15 protein-coding genes are annotated in these 17,428 nt (G+C 59.9%); 12 read left to right on the top strand and 3 right to left on the bottom strand.

What is annotated here, in order from left to right; genetic code table 11:
- Positions 1-47 precede the first annotated feature (47 nt).
- Complete coding sequence (locus HMPREF3098_RS04865; protein WP_070434222.1) at positions 48-1,826, top strand: proline--tRNA ligase; 1,779 nt, start codon at positions 48-50, stop codon at positions 1,824-1,826.
- Here the strand turns inward: HMPREF3098_RS04865 and HMPREF3098_RS04870 are convergent.
- Positions 1,823-2,719: a DUF4439 domain-containing protein gene (locus HMPREF3098_RS04870; protein ID WP_035112835.1), complete on the bottom strand. Its 897-nt coding sequence runs from the start codon at positions 2,717-2,719 to the stop codon at positions 1,823-1,825. The genes HMPREF3098_RS04865 and HMPREF3098_RS04870 overlap by 4 nt on opposite strands.
- Positions 2,720-2,837: 118 nt before the next feature.
- Here HMPREF3098_RS04870 and rimP point away from each other — a divergent pair, with 118 nt between their 5' ends.
- The 8 genes from rimP (at position 2,838) to HMPREF3098_RS04910 (ending at position 11,661) form a co-directional block, all read left to right on the top strand.
- On the top strand, positions 2,838-3,428 hold the full coding sequence (gene rimP / locus HMPREF3098_RS04875) for a ribosome maturation factor RimP (RefSeq protein ID WP_035112837.1): 591 nt from the start codon (positions 2,838-2,840) through the stop codon (positions 3,426-3,428).
- Between the two features lie 33 nt (positions 3,429-3,461).
- A complete protein-coding gene (gene nusA / locus HMPREF3098_RS04880) occupies positions 3,462-4,457 on the top strand; it encodes a transcription termination factor NusA (RefSeq protein WP_035112840.1) in 996 nt (331 codons plus the stop codon).
- Between the two features lie 221 nt (positions 4,458-4,678).
- Positions 4,679-4,987, top strand: coding sequence for a YlxR family protein (locus HMPREF3098_RS04885; RefSeq protein WP_035112843.1), 309 nt, complete (start codon positions 4,679-4,681; stop codon positions 4,985-4,987).
- A gap of 160 nt (positions 4,988-5,147) precedes the next feature.
- Positions 5,148-8,012 (top strand): translation initiation factor IF-2, encoded by a 2,865-nt coding sequence (infB, locus tag HMPREF3098_RS04890; RefSeq protein ID WP_070434223.1) that lies wholly within the window; start codon positions 5,148-5,150, stop codon positions 8,010-8,012.
- A gap of 123 nt (positions 8,013-8,135) precedes the next feature.
- On the top strand, positions 8,136-8,600 hold the full coding sequence (rbfA, locus tag HMPREF3098_RS04895; protein WP_035112846.1) for a 30S ribosome-binding factor RbfA: 465 nt from the start codon (positions 8,136-8,138) through the stop codon (positions 8,598-8,600).
- Positions 8,594-9,925, top strand: a complete 1,332-nt coding sequence (locus HMPREF3098_RS04900; RefSeq protein ID WP_235700630.1) for an MATE family efflux transporter — start codon at positions 8,594-8,596, stop codon at positions 9,923-9,925. Before rbfA ends, HMPREF3098_RS04900 begins: the two co-directional genes overlap by 7 nt.
- Before the next feature lie 204 nt (positions 9,926-10,129).
- Positions 10,130-10,948, top strand: a complete 819-nt coding sequence (locus HMPREF3098_RS04905) for a metallophosphoesterase family protein (RefSeq protein WP_070434224.1) — start codon at positions 10,130-10,132, stop codon at positions 10,946-10,948.
- A 77-nt stretch (positions 10,949-11,025) separates the two neighbouring features.
- Complete coding sequence (locus HMPREF3098_RS04910; protein ID WP_210385941.1) at positions 11,026-11,661, top strand: 4'-phosphopantetheinyl transferase family protein; 636 nt, start codon at positions 11,026-11,028, stop codon at positions 11,659-11,661.
- A gap of 9 nt (positions 11,662-11,670) precedes the next feature.
- On the opposite strand, the gene truB is transcribed toward HMPREF3098_RS04910, so the two are convergent.
- The gene (gene truB / locus HMPREF3098_RS04915) at positions 11,671-12,675 is read right to left on the bottom strand and encodes a tRNA pseudouridine(55) synthase TruB (RefSeq protein WP_070434225.1); all 1,005 of its coding nucleotides are present in this window, start codon (positions 12,673-12,675) and stop codon (positions 11,671-11,673) included.
- Between the two features lie 30 nt (positions 12,676-12,705).
- Here truB and HMPREF3098_RS04920 point away from each other — a divergent pair, with 30 nt between their 5' ends.
- Together HMPREF3098_RS04920 and rpsO are read left to right on the top strand one after the other, a co-directional pair.
- Entirely contained in the window at positions 12,706-13,767 is a 1,062-nt protein-coding gene (locus HMPREF3098_RS04920; protein ID WP_083284117.1) for a bifunctional riboflavin kinase/FAD synthetase, read from the top strand.
- A 152-nt stretch (positions 13,768-13,919) separates the two neighbouring features.
- Positions 13,920-14,189 (top strand): 30S ribosomal protein S15, encoded by a 270-nt coding sequence (gene rpsO / locus HMPREF3098_RS04925; protein WP_035112852.1) that lies wholly within the window; start codon positions 13,920-13,922, stop codon positions 14,187-14,189.
- A gap of 83 nt (positions 14,190-14,272) precedes the next feature.
- Here rpsO and HMPREF3098_RS12065 read toward each other — a convergent pair whose 3' ends face one another.
- Positions 14,273-14,680 carry a GNAT family N-acetyltransferase gene (locus tag HMPREF3098_RS12065; RefSeq protein ID WP_141739673.1) on the bottom strand — a complete coding sequence of 136 codons (408 nt, stop codon included), beginning with the start codon at positions 14,678-14,680 and terminating at the stop codon, positions 14,273-14,275.
- Between the two features lie 321 nt (positions 14,681-15,001).
- Between HMPREF3098_RS12065 and HMPREF3098_RS04935 the strand changes: the two genes are divergently transcribed.
- Positions 15,002-17,365, top strand: coding sequence for a polyribonucleotide nucleotidyltransferase (locus HMPREF3098_RS04935; protein ID WP_246815851.1), 2,364 nt, complete (start codon positions 15,002-15,004; stop codon positions 17,363-17,365).
- Positions 17,366-17,428: the final 63 nt, after the last annotated feature.

The following is a 17,428-nucleotide window of genomic DNA, read 5'->3' on the forward strand; positions in this document are numbered from 1 at the left end:
CCTGGCGCTGCATGTTTTGTCTGGGCCACAAGGTAGAGTTTTCAACCATGATCACCCGCATGTCTACCCTATTCCTGCGCACGCTGCGTGACGACCCAGCGGATGCAGAAGTACCCAGCCACAAGCTGCTTGTCCGTGCCGGTTACATTCGCCGGGCCGCCCCTGGTGTGTACTCGTGGCTGCCACTGGGACTGCGCGCACTGCGCAAGGTGGAAAATGTCGTCCGGAACGAGATGGATGCGATCGGCGCCCAGGAACTGAGCTTCCCCGCGCTGCTGCCGCGCGAGCCCTATGAAAAGACGGGCCGCTGGACAGAGTACGGGGATGCCCTGCTGCGTTTGCAGGATCGCAAGGGCGCTGATTACCTGCTGGGCCCTACCCACGAGGAAATGTTCACCTCCGTGGTGAAGGGCGAATACAACTCGTACAAAGATTTTCCCGTCACGCTGTATCAAATCCAAAACAAGTACCGCGACGAGGAACGTCCACGTGCGGGTATCCTGCGCGGGCGGGAGTTCATCATGAAGGATTCCTACTCCTTCGATATGGACAATGCCGGGTTGGAGGCCAGCTACCAGAAGCACCGCGGTGCCTACCAAAAGATTTTCGACACCTTGGGTGTGCAGTACGCGATTTGTGCCGCGACGTCCGGTGCAATGGGTGGTTCGGCCTCCGAAGAATTCTTGGCCGTGGCCGACAATGGCGAGGATACTTTTGTGCGCTCGACCGAGTCGGATTTTGCGGCCAATGTGGAAGCCGTGGTCACGAGGGCTCCCGCACCGCGTGCCATTGAGGGGCTCGCGGAGGCCGAAGAGCACGAGACCCCCGGTGCTACTACGATTGACGCACTGGTGACATGGGCGAACGAAGCCGGCGTAACCGTTGAAGGCAGGTCGGTAGAAGCCGCCGATACCTTGAAGTGCATCCTGGTCAAGATCACCGAGCACGGGGTGGATAAGGAAGGCAAACCACTGGGCAGCCACCTGGCGGGCGTGCTCATCCCCGGTGACCGCGAGGTTGATATGAAGCGCCTCGAGGCCTCACTGGAGCCAGCCGAGGTGGCCTTGGCCGAGGAAGAGGACTTCAAGACACACGGGTTCTTGGTCAAGGGCTTTATTGGCCCGAAAGCGCTGGCTGCCAACGGTGTTAAGCTCCTTGCCGACCCTCGTGTGGTCGAAGGTACGCAGTGGATCACCGGTGCCGACAAAGCCGATTACCACTTCACCAACATGGTGGCTGGGCGCGACTTCACCCCCGACGGGTTCATTGAAGCTGCCGAGGTGAAGGAGGGCGATCCTTCGCCGGACGGCAAGGGCACCCTCACGCTGGCTCGCGGTATCGAGATCGGCCACATTTTCCAGCTGGGTCGCAAATACACCGAAGCCTTCGATGTGCAGATCCTGGATGAAAACGGCAAGCGCGCGGTGCCGACCATGGGTTCTTACGGCATCGGCGTATCCCGCCTGGTAGCCGTGCTAGCCGAGCAGATGCACGATGAATATGGCTTGCGTTGGCCTGTGGCGGTGGCTCCGTATGAAGTCCACGTGGTCATCGCGAACAAGGATGCCGCGGCGGCTGAGGCTGCCGAAAAACTGACGGAGCAGTTATCCGTGCAGGGATTGGATGTCCTCATTGACGACCGTCCGAAGGTCTCCCCGGGCGTGAAGTTCAAGGATTCCGAGCTGCTGGGTATGCCGCTAGTTGTGGTCGTGGGCCGCGGATTCGCCGATGGCAAGGTAGAACTGCGCAACCGCCTGAGTGGCGAGAAGGTAGAAGTCGACTATGACCAAGCTATCGTCGCTGTTCAGCAGCAGCTGGGTAACTAACGAGCCAGGGGATCGGTACCCTGCGCTCGCTTGATGGCCCCTTCCAATCGGGCCATCAGGCCGCACCACCTGGCTGCGAACTCGCGTGATTCCGCGCTCTCGGTTTGCGTGACGAGGTAGTTGAGCTGACTCGTGATTGGTTGTGTGCTCTCCAGCTGGCTGCGTAAAGCTGAGTCGGAATCCTTCGGCGCTCCCTGGGGAGAGGCGTAGCTGGCCTGTGGAACTGGAGTCTGCGCGTCCGCTGCCTCCACTACTCCCAGGGCGGCCTCACGGAAATCACGCAGCCGGTCGGCAACCGCGCGCAGCGTTTCCCTATTGGTGCCCCCGTCGGCAGCAAGCGCCAATCCGCTCACGTAAATGGCGCCGTAGGTCATATCGATCGCGTCTGTGAGCGCTTTCATGCCCGAGCCCGCTGCGAACCCCTCGGCAACTGTGCGGGCATCAAGGCGCTGCGCTCCCTCTAGTTCTGCGCTGTCTTCCACCACAGCCAACATGGCATACACGTTAGTGACTAGGCCCGCGACGGTAGTGGAGCCGGTGGTGATCAGCTGCAGGGCAGCTTTGCGCAACTCTGCATCCGAGGACAACCGTGCTGCGTCCGATCGTGCTTGGTGGGGTTCCAGAGGCGGGCAGTTTTCCGGGGCGCGACCTTTGTTATCGCGCCCGCACTGCCGCGAGAGCTCCTTGGCCACGGCCTCGGCATGCCGTTCATAAACTTTCGCTGGCGCGCGAAAACCCTTTTCTTGTCTATTCGACGCCACCTCGGCCGCATCCTTGAGCGCCCAGTAGAAGTTCACTAGTCGTTCATCGGGCTGGGGGGAGGAAGCGAACACTTCCGTCAGGGAGGATCCGTCCGATGAACACGCTGGCAAGGTGAGCGTTCCGGCGGTCATGAGTCCAGCTAGCAGGAACCTGCGGCGGTTCAGCGTTCGGAAAACAGCGGGTTGTGTGGGAACTGTAGAGGAGGGCGGAACATGCTTCGACATCACAGGTCATAGTAATCTACGGTCCATGGCATTCCCGAGTAATACCCAGCTAACGACCTTACTTGAACCCCTCGTTCGCCAATATGGGCTCGTCATCGAGGATATTCAGGTGGCAAAGGCCGGTGCGAAGTCCAGCGTGAAGATTTTTGTGGATAGCGCCAGCGTGGTTCCGGCGACCTTGGCTAGCGCCCCGGCGGTCACCCCCGGCGAATTCACGGGGCCGGATTTGGACGCTGTCGAAGAACTCAGCCGGGATATATCGGAACAGTTTGATCAGGCGGAAGACCGGGGTGATGTAAATTTTGGGCCCGGTTATACGCTCGAAGTGGGATCTGCGGGGGCGTCGGCACCAATAACACAACCCCGGCATTGGGTGAAGAACATTGGGCGCCAAGTGACGCTGCCAGAAGGTGGGAAGGCGCGCGTGCTGCAGGCCGCAGATGATGGTGTGATCCTAGCCATACGCAAGGGTAAGGACCTGCGGGTTTCTCGGTACACATTGGATGAGGTCTCCGGCGCCCGCGTAGAAATCGAGTTTTCAAAGGTCCCCGAAGCGGAACAGCACTTGGTTGGGTTGCAGGCGAGCGCCTATGATGCAATGATCGAGCGTCGTTAAAAATCTGTAGAAGACTCAACGAGGAGCACACAAGTGAATATTGATATGGCTGCGCTGCGCGCGTTGGAAGCTCAAGAGGGTGTGGATTTCCGTGATCTCATCCACGGGATCAAGCGCGGATTGCTGGAATCCTATAAAGAGGCCACGCACTACCAGGGGTGGGTAGAAGTCGAGATCGACGAAGCCAGCGGCGCGGTCACTGTCTACCAAGTTGAGCGCAATGAAGAAGGGGATATCACCGGCCGGTTCGACGACACGCCCAGCGACTTTGGGCGCGCTGGCGCCATGGCGGTGCGCGATGCCATCCGTTCTCGCATTAAGGAAGCTCGCGTTCAACGCGACTACGATCAGTACGCTGACCTGCGCTACCGCGTGGTCTCGGGCGTGGTGACGCGCAACGCCATGGCTAATGACCGCGGTGTTGTCGTGGTACACCTAGGTACCGAGGCCAACGGCAAAGACGGCGAGATTTTGCCGGCCGAGCAACTGCCGGGGGAGAAGCTGGAACACGGCATGCGTGTGAAAGCGTACGTCACGGACGTGATCAAGAACGCCCGTTTTGTGCAGATCATCATGTCCCGCACCCACCCGGAATTGGTTCGCGGATTGTTCGCTCTCGAGGTGCCCGAGGTGGCCGATGGCTCCGTTGAGATCGTGTCCGTGGCGCGTGAGGCGGGCCACCGCACGAAGATCGCCGTGCGCTCCACCATCAAGGGCTTGAACGCCAAGGGCGCCTGCATCGGCCCGCGTGGGCAGCGGGTGGCTGCTATCCAGCGCGAACTGGGTGGAGAAAAGATTGACATCATTGATTACTCCGAGAACCCTGCCGTGTACGTGGGCAATGCGTTGTCGCCGTCGAAGGTGGTGCGCGTGGACGTCACCGATCCGGACGAGCAGATCGCCCGCGCGATTGTGCCGGATTATCAACTGAGTTTGGCCATCGGTAAAGAGGGCCAGAACGCGCGCTTGGCGGCTCGCTTGACGGGATGGAAGATCGATATCCGCTCCGAGACGGAGGCAGGGGAGTAAACCCACGGTCATTCCCACCGTCATTCCCACGGTCGAGGGGTGGCGGTTACCGTCCAACGGGAGTTTCGCGTTAGACTTAACAATGGTCTTGGCCACAACCGTGGCCATTGGCTGGTTAAGTGCGCCCTCTGCACAGGTGCATATCGCGAATGTTGCTGCGGTTTTCAGTACGACTGCACGCATGCCCGATGAAGTTGAGACGTGAAGGCGGAAGGCGAGCTATGAACGCGAGCAAGGCCCACGTCCCGCAGCGGACATGCATCGCCACGCGGGAAATACTTCCCGTACCTCAGTTGTTGAGGGTAGTGGCGCACGTACAGAGCTCCGGGACAGTGGCGATTGTGCCTGACCCGCGCCGCCGGTTGGGTGGCAGGGGAGCATGGATCCAACCAACGTTGGATGCCGTGAATACGGCGCACACGAGGCGGGCATTCGCTCGCGCTCTGAAGGTGTCGGCCGCGCAAGCGATCGACGTGGACCCAGTCCGTACCTACATTGAGGGTTTGCCTCGCAATGAAGCCAACCCTTAAGAGAACAGAGAAAGTACCCAAATACTGATGAGCACACGATGAAGCAGCGTCCAATGAAGTTGCATCAGCGATGAGTACCACACAGTACGGGAGCCGTACGTAGCCAGAGATCGATAACGATTGACTCCGGCCTGCGGCTCCACAAACACGAAGGAGAGTAGTGGCCGGAAAGCTACGTGTACACGAACTAGCGAAACAACTTGGGGTGACCAGCAAGGAATTGCTCGCCACGCTCAAAGAACAGGGCGAGTTCGTTAAAACGGCATCATCCACCGTCGAGGCACCTGTGGTGCGTAAAATGCGCAAACACTACGGTGTGGACGGTTCTGGATCCAAGACTGAGGGCGACGCCACCCCGTCTACCAAGACAAGCGCACCTGCTAGCACCCCTGCGGGGACCGCGCCGAAGCCAGCCGCAAAGCCTGGGCCTAAACCCGGCGCTGGAGCTGCTAAGCCCGGACCCAAGCCAGGAGTAAGCCCAGCCGTGGCGAAAGCGGCCACAACTCCAAGCAGCAGTGTTAAGCCTGGCGCAGTCGCGCCGAAGCCAACCAGCGCAAAGCCTGGTGGACCCAAGCCAACCAGTGCCAAGCCGACGAGTGCGAAGCCAGGCACCCCGAAGCCCGGTACCCCGAAGCCGGGTACACCAAAACCAGGTGGGCCAAAACCGGGGCCGAAGCCCGGTGGTCGCGCACCTCGCGTTGCCAACAACCCATTTTCCTCCGGATCGGATCGACCCGCACCACGCCCACGTGGTGGGCAAGCAGGTCCGAACGACATGCCGCGCCCCGGTGGTTCCCGTGGCGGGCAGGGCGGTCCACGTCCAGGTCAACGTTCCGGCGGTAAGCCGGGGGCCGGACGTCCGGGAGCGAAGCCAGGTGCAGGCGCGCCACGCAGTGGCGGTGCTGCAGGTTCCGAGCGTCAGGGCGGGGGCCGTCGTCCATCGCCAGCCATGATGCCGAGCCATCCGAGCCCGGGCCAGATGCCAGCCAAGTCCGGCGGGTTTGGTGGGCGCGGAGGCCGTGGTGGCTCCGGTGGCCCAGGTGGACCGGGAGGTCCAGGTGGTCCAGGAGGCCCACGCGGTGGTCGTGGCGGTCGCCGTGGCGGCACCGCTGGTGCTTTCGGTCGTCCAGGTGGCGCACCTCGTAAGGGGCGCAAGTCGAAGCGACAGAAGCGCAATGAGTACGAGGCAATGCAGGCGCCAAGCGTGGTCGGTGGCGTTAAGCTGCCAAACGGCAAGGGCCAAAAGATTCGCCTTGCCCGTGGTGCTTCTCTGGCTGATTTCGCTGAGAAAATCAATGCCGACGCTGCCGCGCTGGTCCAGGCATTGTTCAACCTCGGCGAGATGGTGACTGCTACCCAGTCCGTATCCGATGAAACCCTGCAGCTGCTAGGTGAGGAGATGGACTACAAGGTCGAGGTTGTTTCTCCAGAGGATGAGGATCGCGAGCTGCTCGAAAGCTTCGATCTGCAGTTCGGTGAGGATGAAGGTGACGATGAGGATCTGGCCCAGCGTCCTCCTGTGGTTACCGTCATGGGTCACGTTGACCACGGTAAGACTCGATTGCTGGATACCATCCGCCAGGCCAACGTCGGTGGTGGCGAGGCCGGTGGCATTACTCAGCACATCGGCGCCTACCAGGTCTCCGTGGACATGGAGGGCTCCGAGCGACTAGTGACGTTCCTGGATACTCCGGGTCACGAGGCTTTCACGGCTATGCGTGCTCGCGGTGCCAAGTCGACGGATATCGCGATTCTCGTTGTTGCGGCCGATGACGGCGTGATGCCCCAGACCGTGGAAGCGATTAACCACGCCAAGGCTGCCGACGTGCCGGTTGTGGTTGCTGTCAACAAGATCGATAAGGAAGGCGCTCAGCCTGACAAGATCCGTGGCCAGCTCACCGAGTACGACCTCATTCCAGAGGAGTACGGTGGCGACACGATGTTCGTGGACATCTCCGCAAAGCAGAACACTAACATCGATGCTCTGCTCGAGGCCGTATTGCTCACCGCCGACGCTTCGTTGGATCTGCGTGCTAATCCGGAGATGGACGCGCAGGGTGTTGCAATTGAGGCACACCTGGACCGCGGTCGTGGACCAGTGGCAACGATTCTCGTACAGCGCGGTACCCTCCGCGTGGGTGATTCGATCGTCGTTGGCGATGCGCACGGTCGTGTGCGTCGCATGATCGATGAGCACGGTAATGACGTCCAGGAGGCGGGTCCGTCCCGCCCAGTCCAGGTGCTGGGTCTGACCAGTGTCTGTGGTGCTGGCGACAACCTGCTCGTGGTCGACGAAGACCGCACAGCTCGTCAGATCGCTGACCGTCGCAACGCACGGCGTCGAAATGCTATGCAAGCGAAGAACCGCAAGCGGGTGAGCCTGGAGGATCTGGATGAGGTGCTGAAGGAGACCAGCACGCTCAACTTGATCTTGAAGGGTGATAACGCCGGTACGGTTGAGGCGCTTGAGGATGCACTGCTGAAGATTGAGATCGACGATGAGGTTGAACTCAACATTATCGACCGCGGTGTGGGCGCAGTGACCGAGACGAACGTCAACCTGGCTGCCGCATCTGATGCCGTCATCATCGGCTTTAACGTGCGCGCCGAAGGTAAGGCAACCGAGGTGGCTAACACCGAGGGTGTGGACATTCGTTACTACTCGATCATCTACAAGGCGATCGAGGAGATCGAGGCGGCGCTGAAGGGCATGCTCAAGCCGATCTACGAAGAGCGTGAAATTGGTACCGCCGAGATCCGCGCAATCTTCAAGGCTTCCGCCGTCGGTCTCATCGCAGGTTGCATGGTGGAGACCGGCAAGGTGCGCCGCAATGCCAAGGCTCGCCTAGTGCGGGATGGCTCGGTTGTAGCCGAAGAAACCACCATCGAGTCCCTGCGTCGCGAGAAGGACGATGTTACCGAGGTCGCACACGGTTACGAGTGCGGTATGGTCTTGTCCTACCCGAATATTGAGGTGGGTGACCGCATTGAGGTCTACGAAATGGTTGAGGTTCCCCGCGACTAATCGCTGACCCATTCCGCTAAGCTGGGCAGTCGGTACTTTGATTACCGACGCCCAGCTTTGCCCGTTTACAACCCGCATCTGGGACTGAAGTTGTTATTGAAAGAGATTTGAGGAGTCCGATTCATGGTTGATCACGCCCGCGCAGCTCGTATGGCAAAGCGAATCCAGCAGATTGTGGCTACCGCTATCGAGCGGGAAATTAAGGACCCGCGCTTAGAGTTTGTCACGGTGACAGATGCTCGGATGACCGGTGATTTGCACGATGCCACCGTGTTTTACACCGTGCGTGGCCAGCGGCTAGAGGATGAACCGGATTGGGATTCCGCCGAGCGGGCACTGACTAAGGCCCGGGGGCAGCTGCGCAAGATCGTCGGTGAACAATTGGGCGTGCGGTTTACCCCCACGCTGTCCTTTGAGGTGGATACGGTGCCGGAGGCCAGTGCACACTTGGAGGAGGTGTTGGCGAAGGCCCGCGCGCGAGATGAGGCCATTCGTAAAGCAGCCGAGGGCGCACAGCCCGCCGGTGAGGCCAACCCTTATCGCGACCCGGCCGAGGCCACTGCCGACGACATCGATTCGCAGTGGTAGAGACCCAAAGAAGCGCGGGGGATCCGCAGATCGACGCATCCCCTGGCGCGATTATTGGGCTGGCATGGCCCGCGCTCGTGGTGCTGGCAGCTACACCGCTGTATCTTCTTTTCGACACCGCAGTGGTGGGGCGGCTGGGCGCTACGGACTTAGCTGCGTTGGCAGCCGGAGCGACTGTGTTGGGTACCATCACCACACAGCTGACATTCCTGTCTTACGGCACTACCGCGCGAGCTGCCCGGCATTTCGGGGCCGGGGAGACGCGCGCGGCGATTTATGAAGGATTGCAGGCCACGTGGGTGGCCATTGTGGTGGGGGCTATCTTGGCCACCACGGTGTTTGTGAGCGCTCCGTCGATCATGTCATGGTTGAGTTCGGATCCAACGGTGGCTGCCCACGCGACCGGTTGGATGCGCGTGACGTGCTTGTCCGTGATTCCGGCCCTTGTCGTGATGGCCGGCAACGGGTGGTTGCGTGGTATTTCCAATACCCGCTTGCCGTTGTATTTCACTTTGGCCGGAGTACTACCCATGGCCGTGACCGTGCCCTTTGCCGTGGGCCGGTGGGGCTTGGTGGGTTCAGCCTACGCGAACGTGCTGGGTGAGACGATTGTGGCGCTCTGTTTCATCGGTGCTCTCATCGTGCACTGGCGTGCAGAAGGGGATGACCGACCAGTGGGGCCACGGTGGGACGTGATTGTGAAGCAATTGGTGATGGGACGCGACTTGGTGGCCCGGTCACTGTCGTTCCAGATCGCCTTTATTTCGGCAGCCGCGGTGGCCGGTCATATGGGTGCCAACCAACTGGCTGGCCATCAGGTAATGCTGCAGCTATGGAACTTCCTCACCTTGGTGTTGGATTCCGTCGCGATTGCCGCGCAGGCGCTGGTGGGTAAGGCGCTGGGCGCGAAAGCCTTCGAAAGCGCCCGTGCAGTGGGTGTGACCGTGTTGCGCTTTTCCATTGCCTCCGCTGTGTTGTTGGCCATTGGACTAACTCTTGGCGCGGGCTTCATTCCTCGTATCTTCACGTCGGACCCGGGAGTGTTGGAACAGATGCGGTGGCCGTGGTGGATTTTGGTAGCCCTGGTCGTCTTAGGAGGTGTGGTCTTCGCCTTTGATGGTGTGTTGCTGGGCGCGGGCGATGCGGCATTCCTGCGTACCTGGTCAATCGCCTCTGTTCTGTTGGGATACCTCCCGCTAGTGTGGTTGAGTTACGCCTTCGGCTGGGGGTTGACTGGCGTGTGGTTAGGCCTGCTGGCGATGATTTCTATTCGGATGGTCGCGGTGACTGTGCGCTTCCGCGGGAATGCGTGGATGGTGGCGTGAGTTTGCCTGCGTACTGGGCAAGTGTGGGGAAGCCAACAGCAAGTGAGCGCCCTCAAAAAAATTTTGGCCTTGTCACAGTAATTGACGGCGTGTCACAGTAATTAACATTAATACCGGCAGTCACAGTAGTTTTGGTGTTAAAGTGATCGGGGATGTTGCCGTGCGCCGCTGTTGGTCAGGTTTACGCACGAGAAAGGAATCGTCATGCGAACCCTCTGGGCCGTTAGCGATCTTCACGTGCGTGCCCCCGGCAACTGGGAGTTGTTTGATAAACATGTACGGACCCAGAATCCAGCGGATTGGTTGATCGTAGCGGGAGATGTAGCTGAGGATCTGGATACGGTCATTGAGGTTTTGCAGGAATGCACTCGGCGCTTCGATACCGTCATTTTCACCCCAGGTAACCACGAAATGTATTCGCGGGAGGCAGATGAACTTAAAGGCCGAGACAAGTACGACGTTCTCATTGCACTCTGCCGCGAATTGGGGGTGGTAACGCCCGAGGACACGTACCAGTCCTTCGCGGGACGAACTATCGTACCTGTGTTCACGCTGTACGATCACACGTGGCGGGATCCCGAGTTAACGCGGGATGAAGCCTTGGCTGGGGCGCAAGAACGTGGCATAGTGCTCACGGATTCCGTGGCCATTGAACCATATGAGGACGTGGGGTTATGGTGCCGCGACCGCTTGGCCTATACACTTAAACGGCTGGCCGTTGTCGACGAGCCCACGATACTGGTCAACCACTGGCCCCTAGTGCGCCAAGCCATTGATCAACTAAAGTACCCAGACATTGGATTATGGTCTGGAACCCGACATACACAAACGTGGCCCGAAAGGTACAAAGCCGAGACCGTAATCTACGGTCACTTGCACATCCCCACACAAATATCTGTGGAAGGTGTAACGCATACAGAGGTTTCACTCGGTTATCCCAGAGAGTGGCAAGCGACTTTGCCGTTGCGATTAAGTAAGAAAGCCTGGCCCTATCCAGTGCTCGTTGACGAGGAGGTGAAGTGATGAAGGTCGATTACGCCAACGGTGTTAGTGCCGTGGACTTTAAAGGTGTAGACGTCGCCCCCATTATTCCAGACCTGATGCTTCCCTCCGGTACCCGCTGTGTAGAGTTGCATTCTTCGTCGCACGATTTGTCGCGATTCCACACCCTTTCCTCCGAAGAGCAACAGCTGGTGGAGAATGCAGTGGACCGCCGGAAGGCGGACTTTGGTGATTCGCGGTGGTGTGCGCACGAGGCTATGCGCCCCATCGTGGAAGACCAGCCCATCATGCGGGGGGTGCGCGGTATGCCCCTGTTCCCTGAGGGAGTCTCTGGGTCGCTAACCCACACCGAAGGTTTTCGTGCAGCGATTGTCGGCCGCAGCCAGCGGTGGCGTTCGCTGGGGATCGATGCCGAGCCCGCCCGTGATCTCCCTGAGGGCGTGCTGCACGCCATCGCATCACAGCGGGAGCGGCGCCGGCTGCGCGGACTGGCAGTTCACCATGGTGTGGATTATGCCGATACCGTGCTGTTTTCCGCTAAAGAGGCCACATACAAAGCGTGGTTCCCACTGACACATCGGTTCTTAGACTTCGACCAGGCCGATATCGACTTGCGAGCGGATGGCACTTTCACCTCCTACCTGCTGGTTCGTCCGGTTCCGGTGCCGTTCATCCAGGGGCGCTGGCTGGTGCGTGACGGTGTCGTGGTGACAATCGCGGCGGTTGCTCGTTAACCCCACTCCCTAATCCAAACCCTGCGGTCGCGCCACGAACACGCTAGCCGCCCGTTTGCCCTTTTCCTTGACTAGGGCAATGGCGCGCCCCTCCGGGGTGACCGCCGCGCGGATACCGGAATTCCCCACGGGCTCGAGCCATTTGCCGAGTGCCAGCTCCTCGCCCTCCTGGGTGGAGATTTCCCTGGTGGGGAAGCACGTCGTCATGGCGACATCTAGATCCAGCGCCAGTAGTTCCTCTGGTTGCTGCCCCGACTCGGCAGCGTTCGCGAGCCGCTCCAACGTCGTCGCTTGTGCAATGGTAAACGGACCCACGGATGTCCGCCGCAACGCCGTGAGGTGACCGCCCACCTTGAGCGCCTCGCCGAGGTCGCGGGCAATCGAGCGGATATACGTACCGGAGGAGCAGTGGACCGCGATATCCACGTCGATGTGGTCCACGGCGGCGTCACCAAAAGAAACAACGTGCCCCGCCGCGTCCAGCGGGCGAATAGCACCCACGTGCAAAGAAAAGATAGTCACGGGGCGCTCCGGTAGGACAACGTCGTGACCCTCGCGAACTAGCTCGTGGGCGCGGCGACCATTGATTTTGATGGAGGAGACGGAACTTGGTCGCTGCATGATCTCCCCAGTTAGCCGGGCCAGCTCGCGGCGAATGCCCTCTTCGGTCACGGCAACAGGTGCAGTACTGTTGAGCACGTCGCCTTCCATGTCATCGGTGACGGTCGCAGCCCCCAAACGCACCGTGGCCTCGTAACGTTTGTCGTGAGCGACCACGTGCGCCAAAAACTTGGTGCCTCGCTCCACGCCGACCACCAACACTCCCGTGGCCATCGGGTCCAACGTGCCGGCATGGCCCACGCGCTTGGTGCGCATCACTCGGCGTAGTTTGGACACCACATCGTGACTGGTCATTCCTGCCGGCTTGTCGATGACAACCAGCCCGGACCGTGTGAGCACGCTGGCGGTTGGGGCGGGCAAACGTGAGGCGGAACGAGACTGCGATGCATTCATGGCACAAGTCTATGGGCTAGCATTTCACTCGTGAGTATTTGGTACGGATTGGACAGAATTCCAGCCTCCGTGGTGAGCGAAGGCAGCGCGGTGACTATCGGCGTATTTGACGGAGTACACCGCGGGCACCAGCAACTGGTGAAGCGGGTCATCGAGAAGGCGCGCGAACTGGACGTGCCCAGCGTGATGTTCACTTTTGACCCGCACCCCACAGTTGTTTTCAGCCCCGAGCGCGTGCCTGCGCAGTTGGGAACCCTCGAACAGCGCGTGGAGCTGGCCCACAACATGGGTATCGATCACGTCGTGGTGGTGGGGTTCACCGCAGAGATTGCCTCGTGGAGCCCCGCAGAATACGTTGACCATGCCTTAGTTGAGCTGTTGCACGCCAAAGCAGTGGTGGTGGGCGACAACTTCACCTTTGGCCACAAGGCTGCGGGTACAGCGCCGATGCTGAAGCGGTTGGGCGCCGAACGCGGCATTGACGTGGAGGTCCTGTCCCTTCTTTCTGATTCCGACGCCCCCCTGGAATCCGTAGACGGTACCCCTGGGGACTGGGTGGTGTGTTCGACGTATATCCGTGAGCAGCTGGCCGCGGGCGAGGTTACAGCTGCAGCCCGTGCATTGGGGCGCAATTTCAGCGTTCGTGGCGAGGTCACACACGGTGCGGGGAGGGGAGGACGCGCCTTGGGGTTTCCCACCGCCAACTTGTATTTCCACGATAAGTACGCGCTGCCGGCCGATGGTGTGTACGCCGGATATGTGACGATCCTGCCGGATCAGGTAGACAGGGAGGCGCAAGCGCAGCAGCCAGGTGAACCGCCGATCGTTGTGAAAGCCGGGCAGAAGGTTGGGACAATGCCGGTGGGGCAAAAGCTGCCCGCCGCTATTTCCGTGGGCACAAACCCTACGTTTGGGCACGAACCGCGCAGTGTGGAGAGCTTCATCCTAGATGGCGAGGCGGATCTATACGGTCTCAATGTGGACGTGGAGTTTGTCGAACGCATTCGAGGTCAAGAGACTTATTCGGATCTCGACGAATTGATCAACGCGATTAATCGGGACGTGGAGTCAACGAGGGCTGCCCTGCGTTAATTGGTTGCGCTAACTACGGCGAATTGGTGGCTGGCGCCATTGGTGGTAACCTTGGGCGGTCTGTGACTGTGGTCTGCGGTAGTCACACAAGGTCCGAGCGGTCGGGCCATATTTTCGCGCAGACTGAAATAACGATTTAAAGGAGATAATCCATGGCTCTCACTAAAGAGCAGAAGGCGGAGACCCTCAAGGAGTTCGGCCTTCACGAGACCGACACCGGTTCCACCGAAGCCCAGGTCGCACTGCTGACCGTTCGTATCCGTCAGCTGACTGAGCACCTGAAGTTCCACAAGCACGATCACCACTCCCGTCGTGGTCTGCTGTTGATGGTTGGTCGTCGTAAGGGTCTGCTGAAGTACCTGGCAGAAAACGACGTCACCCGTTACCGCTCCCTGATCGAACGACTGGGCCTGCGCCGCTAAGACCGCAACCCAACGCACCCGCTGCGCCTTTCCCGAAGACAAGGGAAGTGGTCGCAGCGGGTTTTTGCTGTGTGAATTAAGGGTTATTGCAACACGAAAGCCGTGAAGGGGCGGCCCTTGTGTTCAAAGGTACCGAGGACGTCGAAGCCGAGATTGTGGTGCAAGCGTGTGCTCTTCCGGTTGGCATCGTCAACGAAGGACACAATTGCCGATGTGCCCAGTCTTCGGCTTTCTTCTTGGACCGCGTGGATGAGGCGGCCACTGAGGCGTTTACCGGCTGCGGAGGGGGTGACGGCCAAAGGGCCGAAGACCATCGTCCGTTCTGCATCGAGGTCTGACTGCTGGATGGTTGTATACAGCCCACCCGAGGGATGATCCGCCGGCGCGGGGCCGGCGGGGGGAAAACATGCACACACCCACAATTTCGTTTGCCTGCACGGCGACCATGCCGCCACGCTGGGGGCTTTCCAACCAGGTGTGGAGATTGTCATCACTCATATTGCCTTGGACGAATCCCTTTTCAGCGCGCTTTTCGGCTGACAAATCTTCGTTCTTCGCAGCGCGCAGCAGGGCGCCGATCTGAGGAGCGTCCGCAGGTGTGGCACGGCGAATACTCACTGGGGTGTTTGGTGTGGGTGTGTCCACTTCGTTCATCAGTTCTCCCGTTAAGTCAGAATCTGGTAGCGTTGTTGCTGGTAATTAGAACATTTGTAAACGATTGCAAGCTCACCTATGCGCGCGGCACCGACGATCAGCGTTGCAAGCGGTAGAGCATCAAAGGCAAACGCAGCAGAAAGGCGATTGCATTCACAATGAGTCCACGTAGCACTCAACAACCAAAGTCCGGTCGTAATTCCACCCGTTCCGGGTCCCGCGGAAAATCCACGAACTCCCGTTCCCGCAGCACCAAGCCGGCACGGCCACAAATTCAGGCCGAGCTTATTGATCCAGAGGCGGGAGTGTGGGAAGCTACCGCCACCATCGACAACGGAGATTTCGGTAAACGCACCGTTCGGTTTGAAAGCGGACTTCTGGCGCGGCAGGCCGATGGCGCAGTCACGGCCTACCTCGATGACGACACGATGTTGTTGTCCACGACCACCGCGTCCCGCAACCCCCGAGAGGGCATTGACTTCTTCCCGCTGACGGTGGATGTGGAAGAGCGTATGTATGCCGCAGGTCGCATTCCCGGAAGCTTCTTCCGTCGCGAAGGACGCCCAGGCACCGAGGCCATTTTGGCGGCGCGCCTCATCGACCGGCCGTTGCGCCCCACTTTCGTCAAGGGGTTGCGAAACGAAGTCCAAGTCATCATTACCGTTTTGTCGATTGATCCGGCAGAGATGTACGACGTGCTCGCGATCAACGCAGCTTCGGCATCTACGCAGTTGTCTGGGCTGCCGGTCTCGAGTGCCGTGGGTGGCGTGCGTATGGCACTGGTCGTAGATGAGGATCACCCCCAGGGCCAGTGGGTTGCATTCCCGACGCGCGAGCAGATCGAGGCATCCGTGTTCGAGCTGGTTGTCGCGGGCCGAGTGACTGAGCCGGTGAAGGGTGGACGTGGGCGTCGACCCAAAACTGACGAGACCAACGTGGCAGTAATGATGGTGGAAGCAGGCGCGACCGCCAACGCCGTGGAGCGAATCGCCGACGGTGCGCCCGCCCCAACTGAGGCGGTCGTTGCCGAGGGCATCGAAGCGGCAAAGCCGTTCATTGCCACCCTGTGTGATGCACAGGACGCGCTGTCCCGCGCTATTGGCAGCGAGGCGCGTGAGTTCGAACTGTTCCCTCCATACGATCAGGACGTGTACACCTCGGTCGAAGCGGAGACCGCCGAGGCTCTGGGTGAAATCATGTCAATCGCCGACAAGCAGGAACGCGATGAGGCATTGGCTGAGAACATGCAGGCAACGGTGGACGAGCTGGCGGAGGAATTCCCCGAGCGCGAAAGCGAAATCCGCGCGGCCCACAACGAAGTCACCAAGCAGCTGGTGCGCCAGCGGATTCTGGAAGAAGGCTTCCGCATCGACGGCCGCGATTCCACCACGATTCGTGACCTGGGCATCGTTGTGCAGCTGGTACCACGTGCACACGGTTCCGCGTTGTTCGAGCGCGGTGAGACCCAGATCCTGGGCGTGACCACCCTCGACACATTGAAGATGGAACAGCAGATTGATTCGCTGGGCCCAGAGAGCTCCAAGCGCTACATCCACCACTACAACTTCCCACCGTTCTCTACTGGTGAAACCGGCCGGGTGGGTAGCCCGAAGCGTCGTGAGATAGGCCACGGTGCCTTGGCAGAGCGCGCGCTGGTTCCTGTGATCCCATCTCGCGATGAGTTCCCGTACGCGATCCGCCAAGTCTCCGAGGCCATGGGATCCAACGGATCGACCTCCATGGGTTCTGTGTGTGCTTCCACCTTGAGCCTCTACAACGCCGGCGTGCCTCTGAGGGCACCGGTGGCTGGTATCGCCATGGGCTTGGTGACCGGCAAGGTTGGCAGCAAGGACAAGTACGTGACCTTGACTGATATCTTGGGCGCCGAAGATGCCTTCGGAGACATGGATTTCAAGGTCGCCGGTACCGAATCCTTCGTGACTGCCCTGCAACTGGATACCAAGTTGGACGGCATTCCTTCCGACGTACTGGCTGAGGCCTTGGGGCAAGCACGCACTGCTCGCTTGGAGATTCTGCAGCTCATGGAAGATGCAATCGATTCCCCCGATGATATGAGCGAGTTCGCTCCCCGCATCACGACCATCTCCATTCCATCATCGAAGATCGGTGAGGTCATCGGCCCGAAGGGCAAGACCATCAATCAGATCACCGAGGAAACGGGTGCAGATATCTCCATCGAGGAAGATGGCACCGTGTTTATTTCTGCCACCGGTGGCCAGGCTGCCGCAGCGGCCGAGGAAAAGATCAATGCGATAGCGAACCCACAGCTGCCGAAGATCGGAGACCGCTTCTTGGGCACGGTTGTGAAGACGACCGCATTCGGTGCATTCGTCTCCCTAGTCCCAGGCCGTGACGGTTTGATTCACATCTCGAACTTGGGTGGAGATCGCCGCATCGAGCGTGTCGAGGACGAAGTGTCTGTTGGCGATAAGATCGAAGTGGAAATTGCTGACGTGGATAACCGCGGAAAGATTTCCCTCGTGCCGGTGGATGAGAACTAGATAGACGTTCACCCCCTGTGTGCCCTACCGGCCCACTGGGGGTTTTCCCATTGAAAATGCTAG

The sequence above is a fragment of the Corynebacterium sp. HMSC28B08 genome (genome assembly GCF_001806865.1).
Taxonomy (GTDB): domain Bacteria; phylum Actinomycetota; class Actinomycetes; order Mycobacteriales; family Mycobacteriaceae; genus Corynebacterium; species Corynebacterium auriscanis.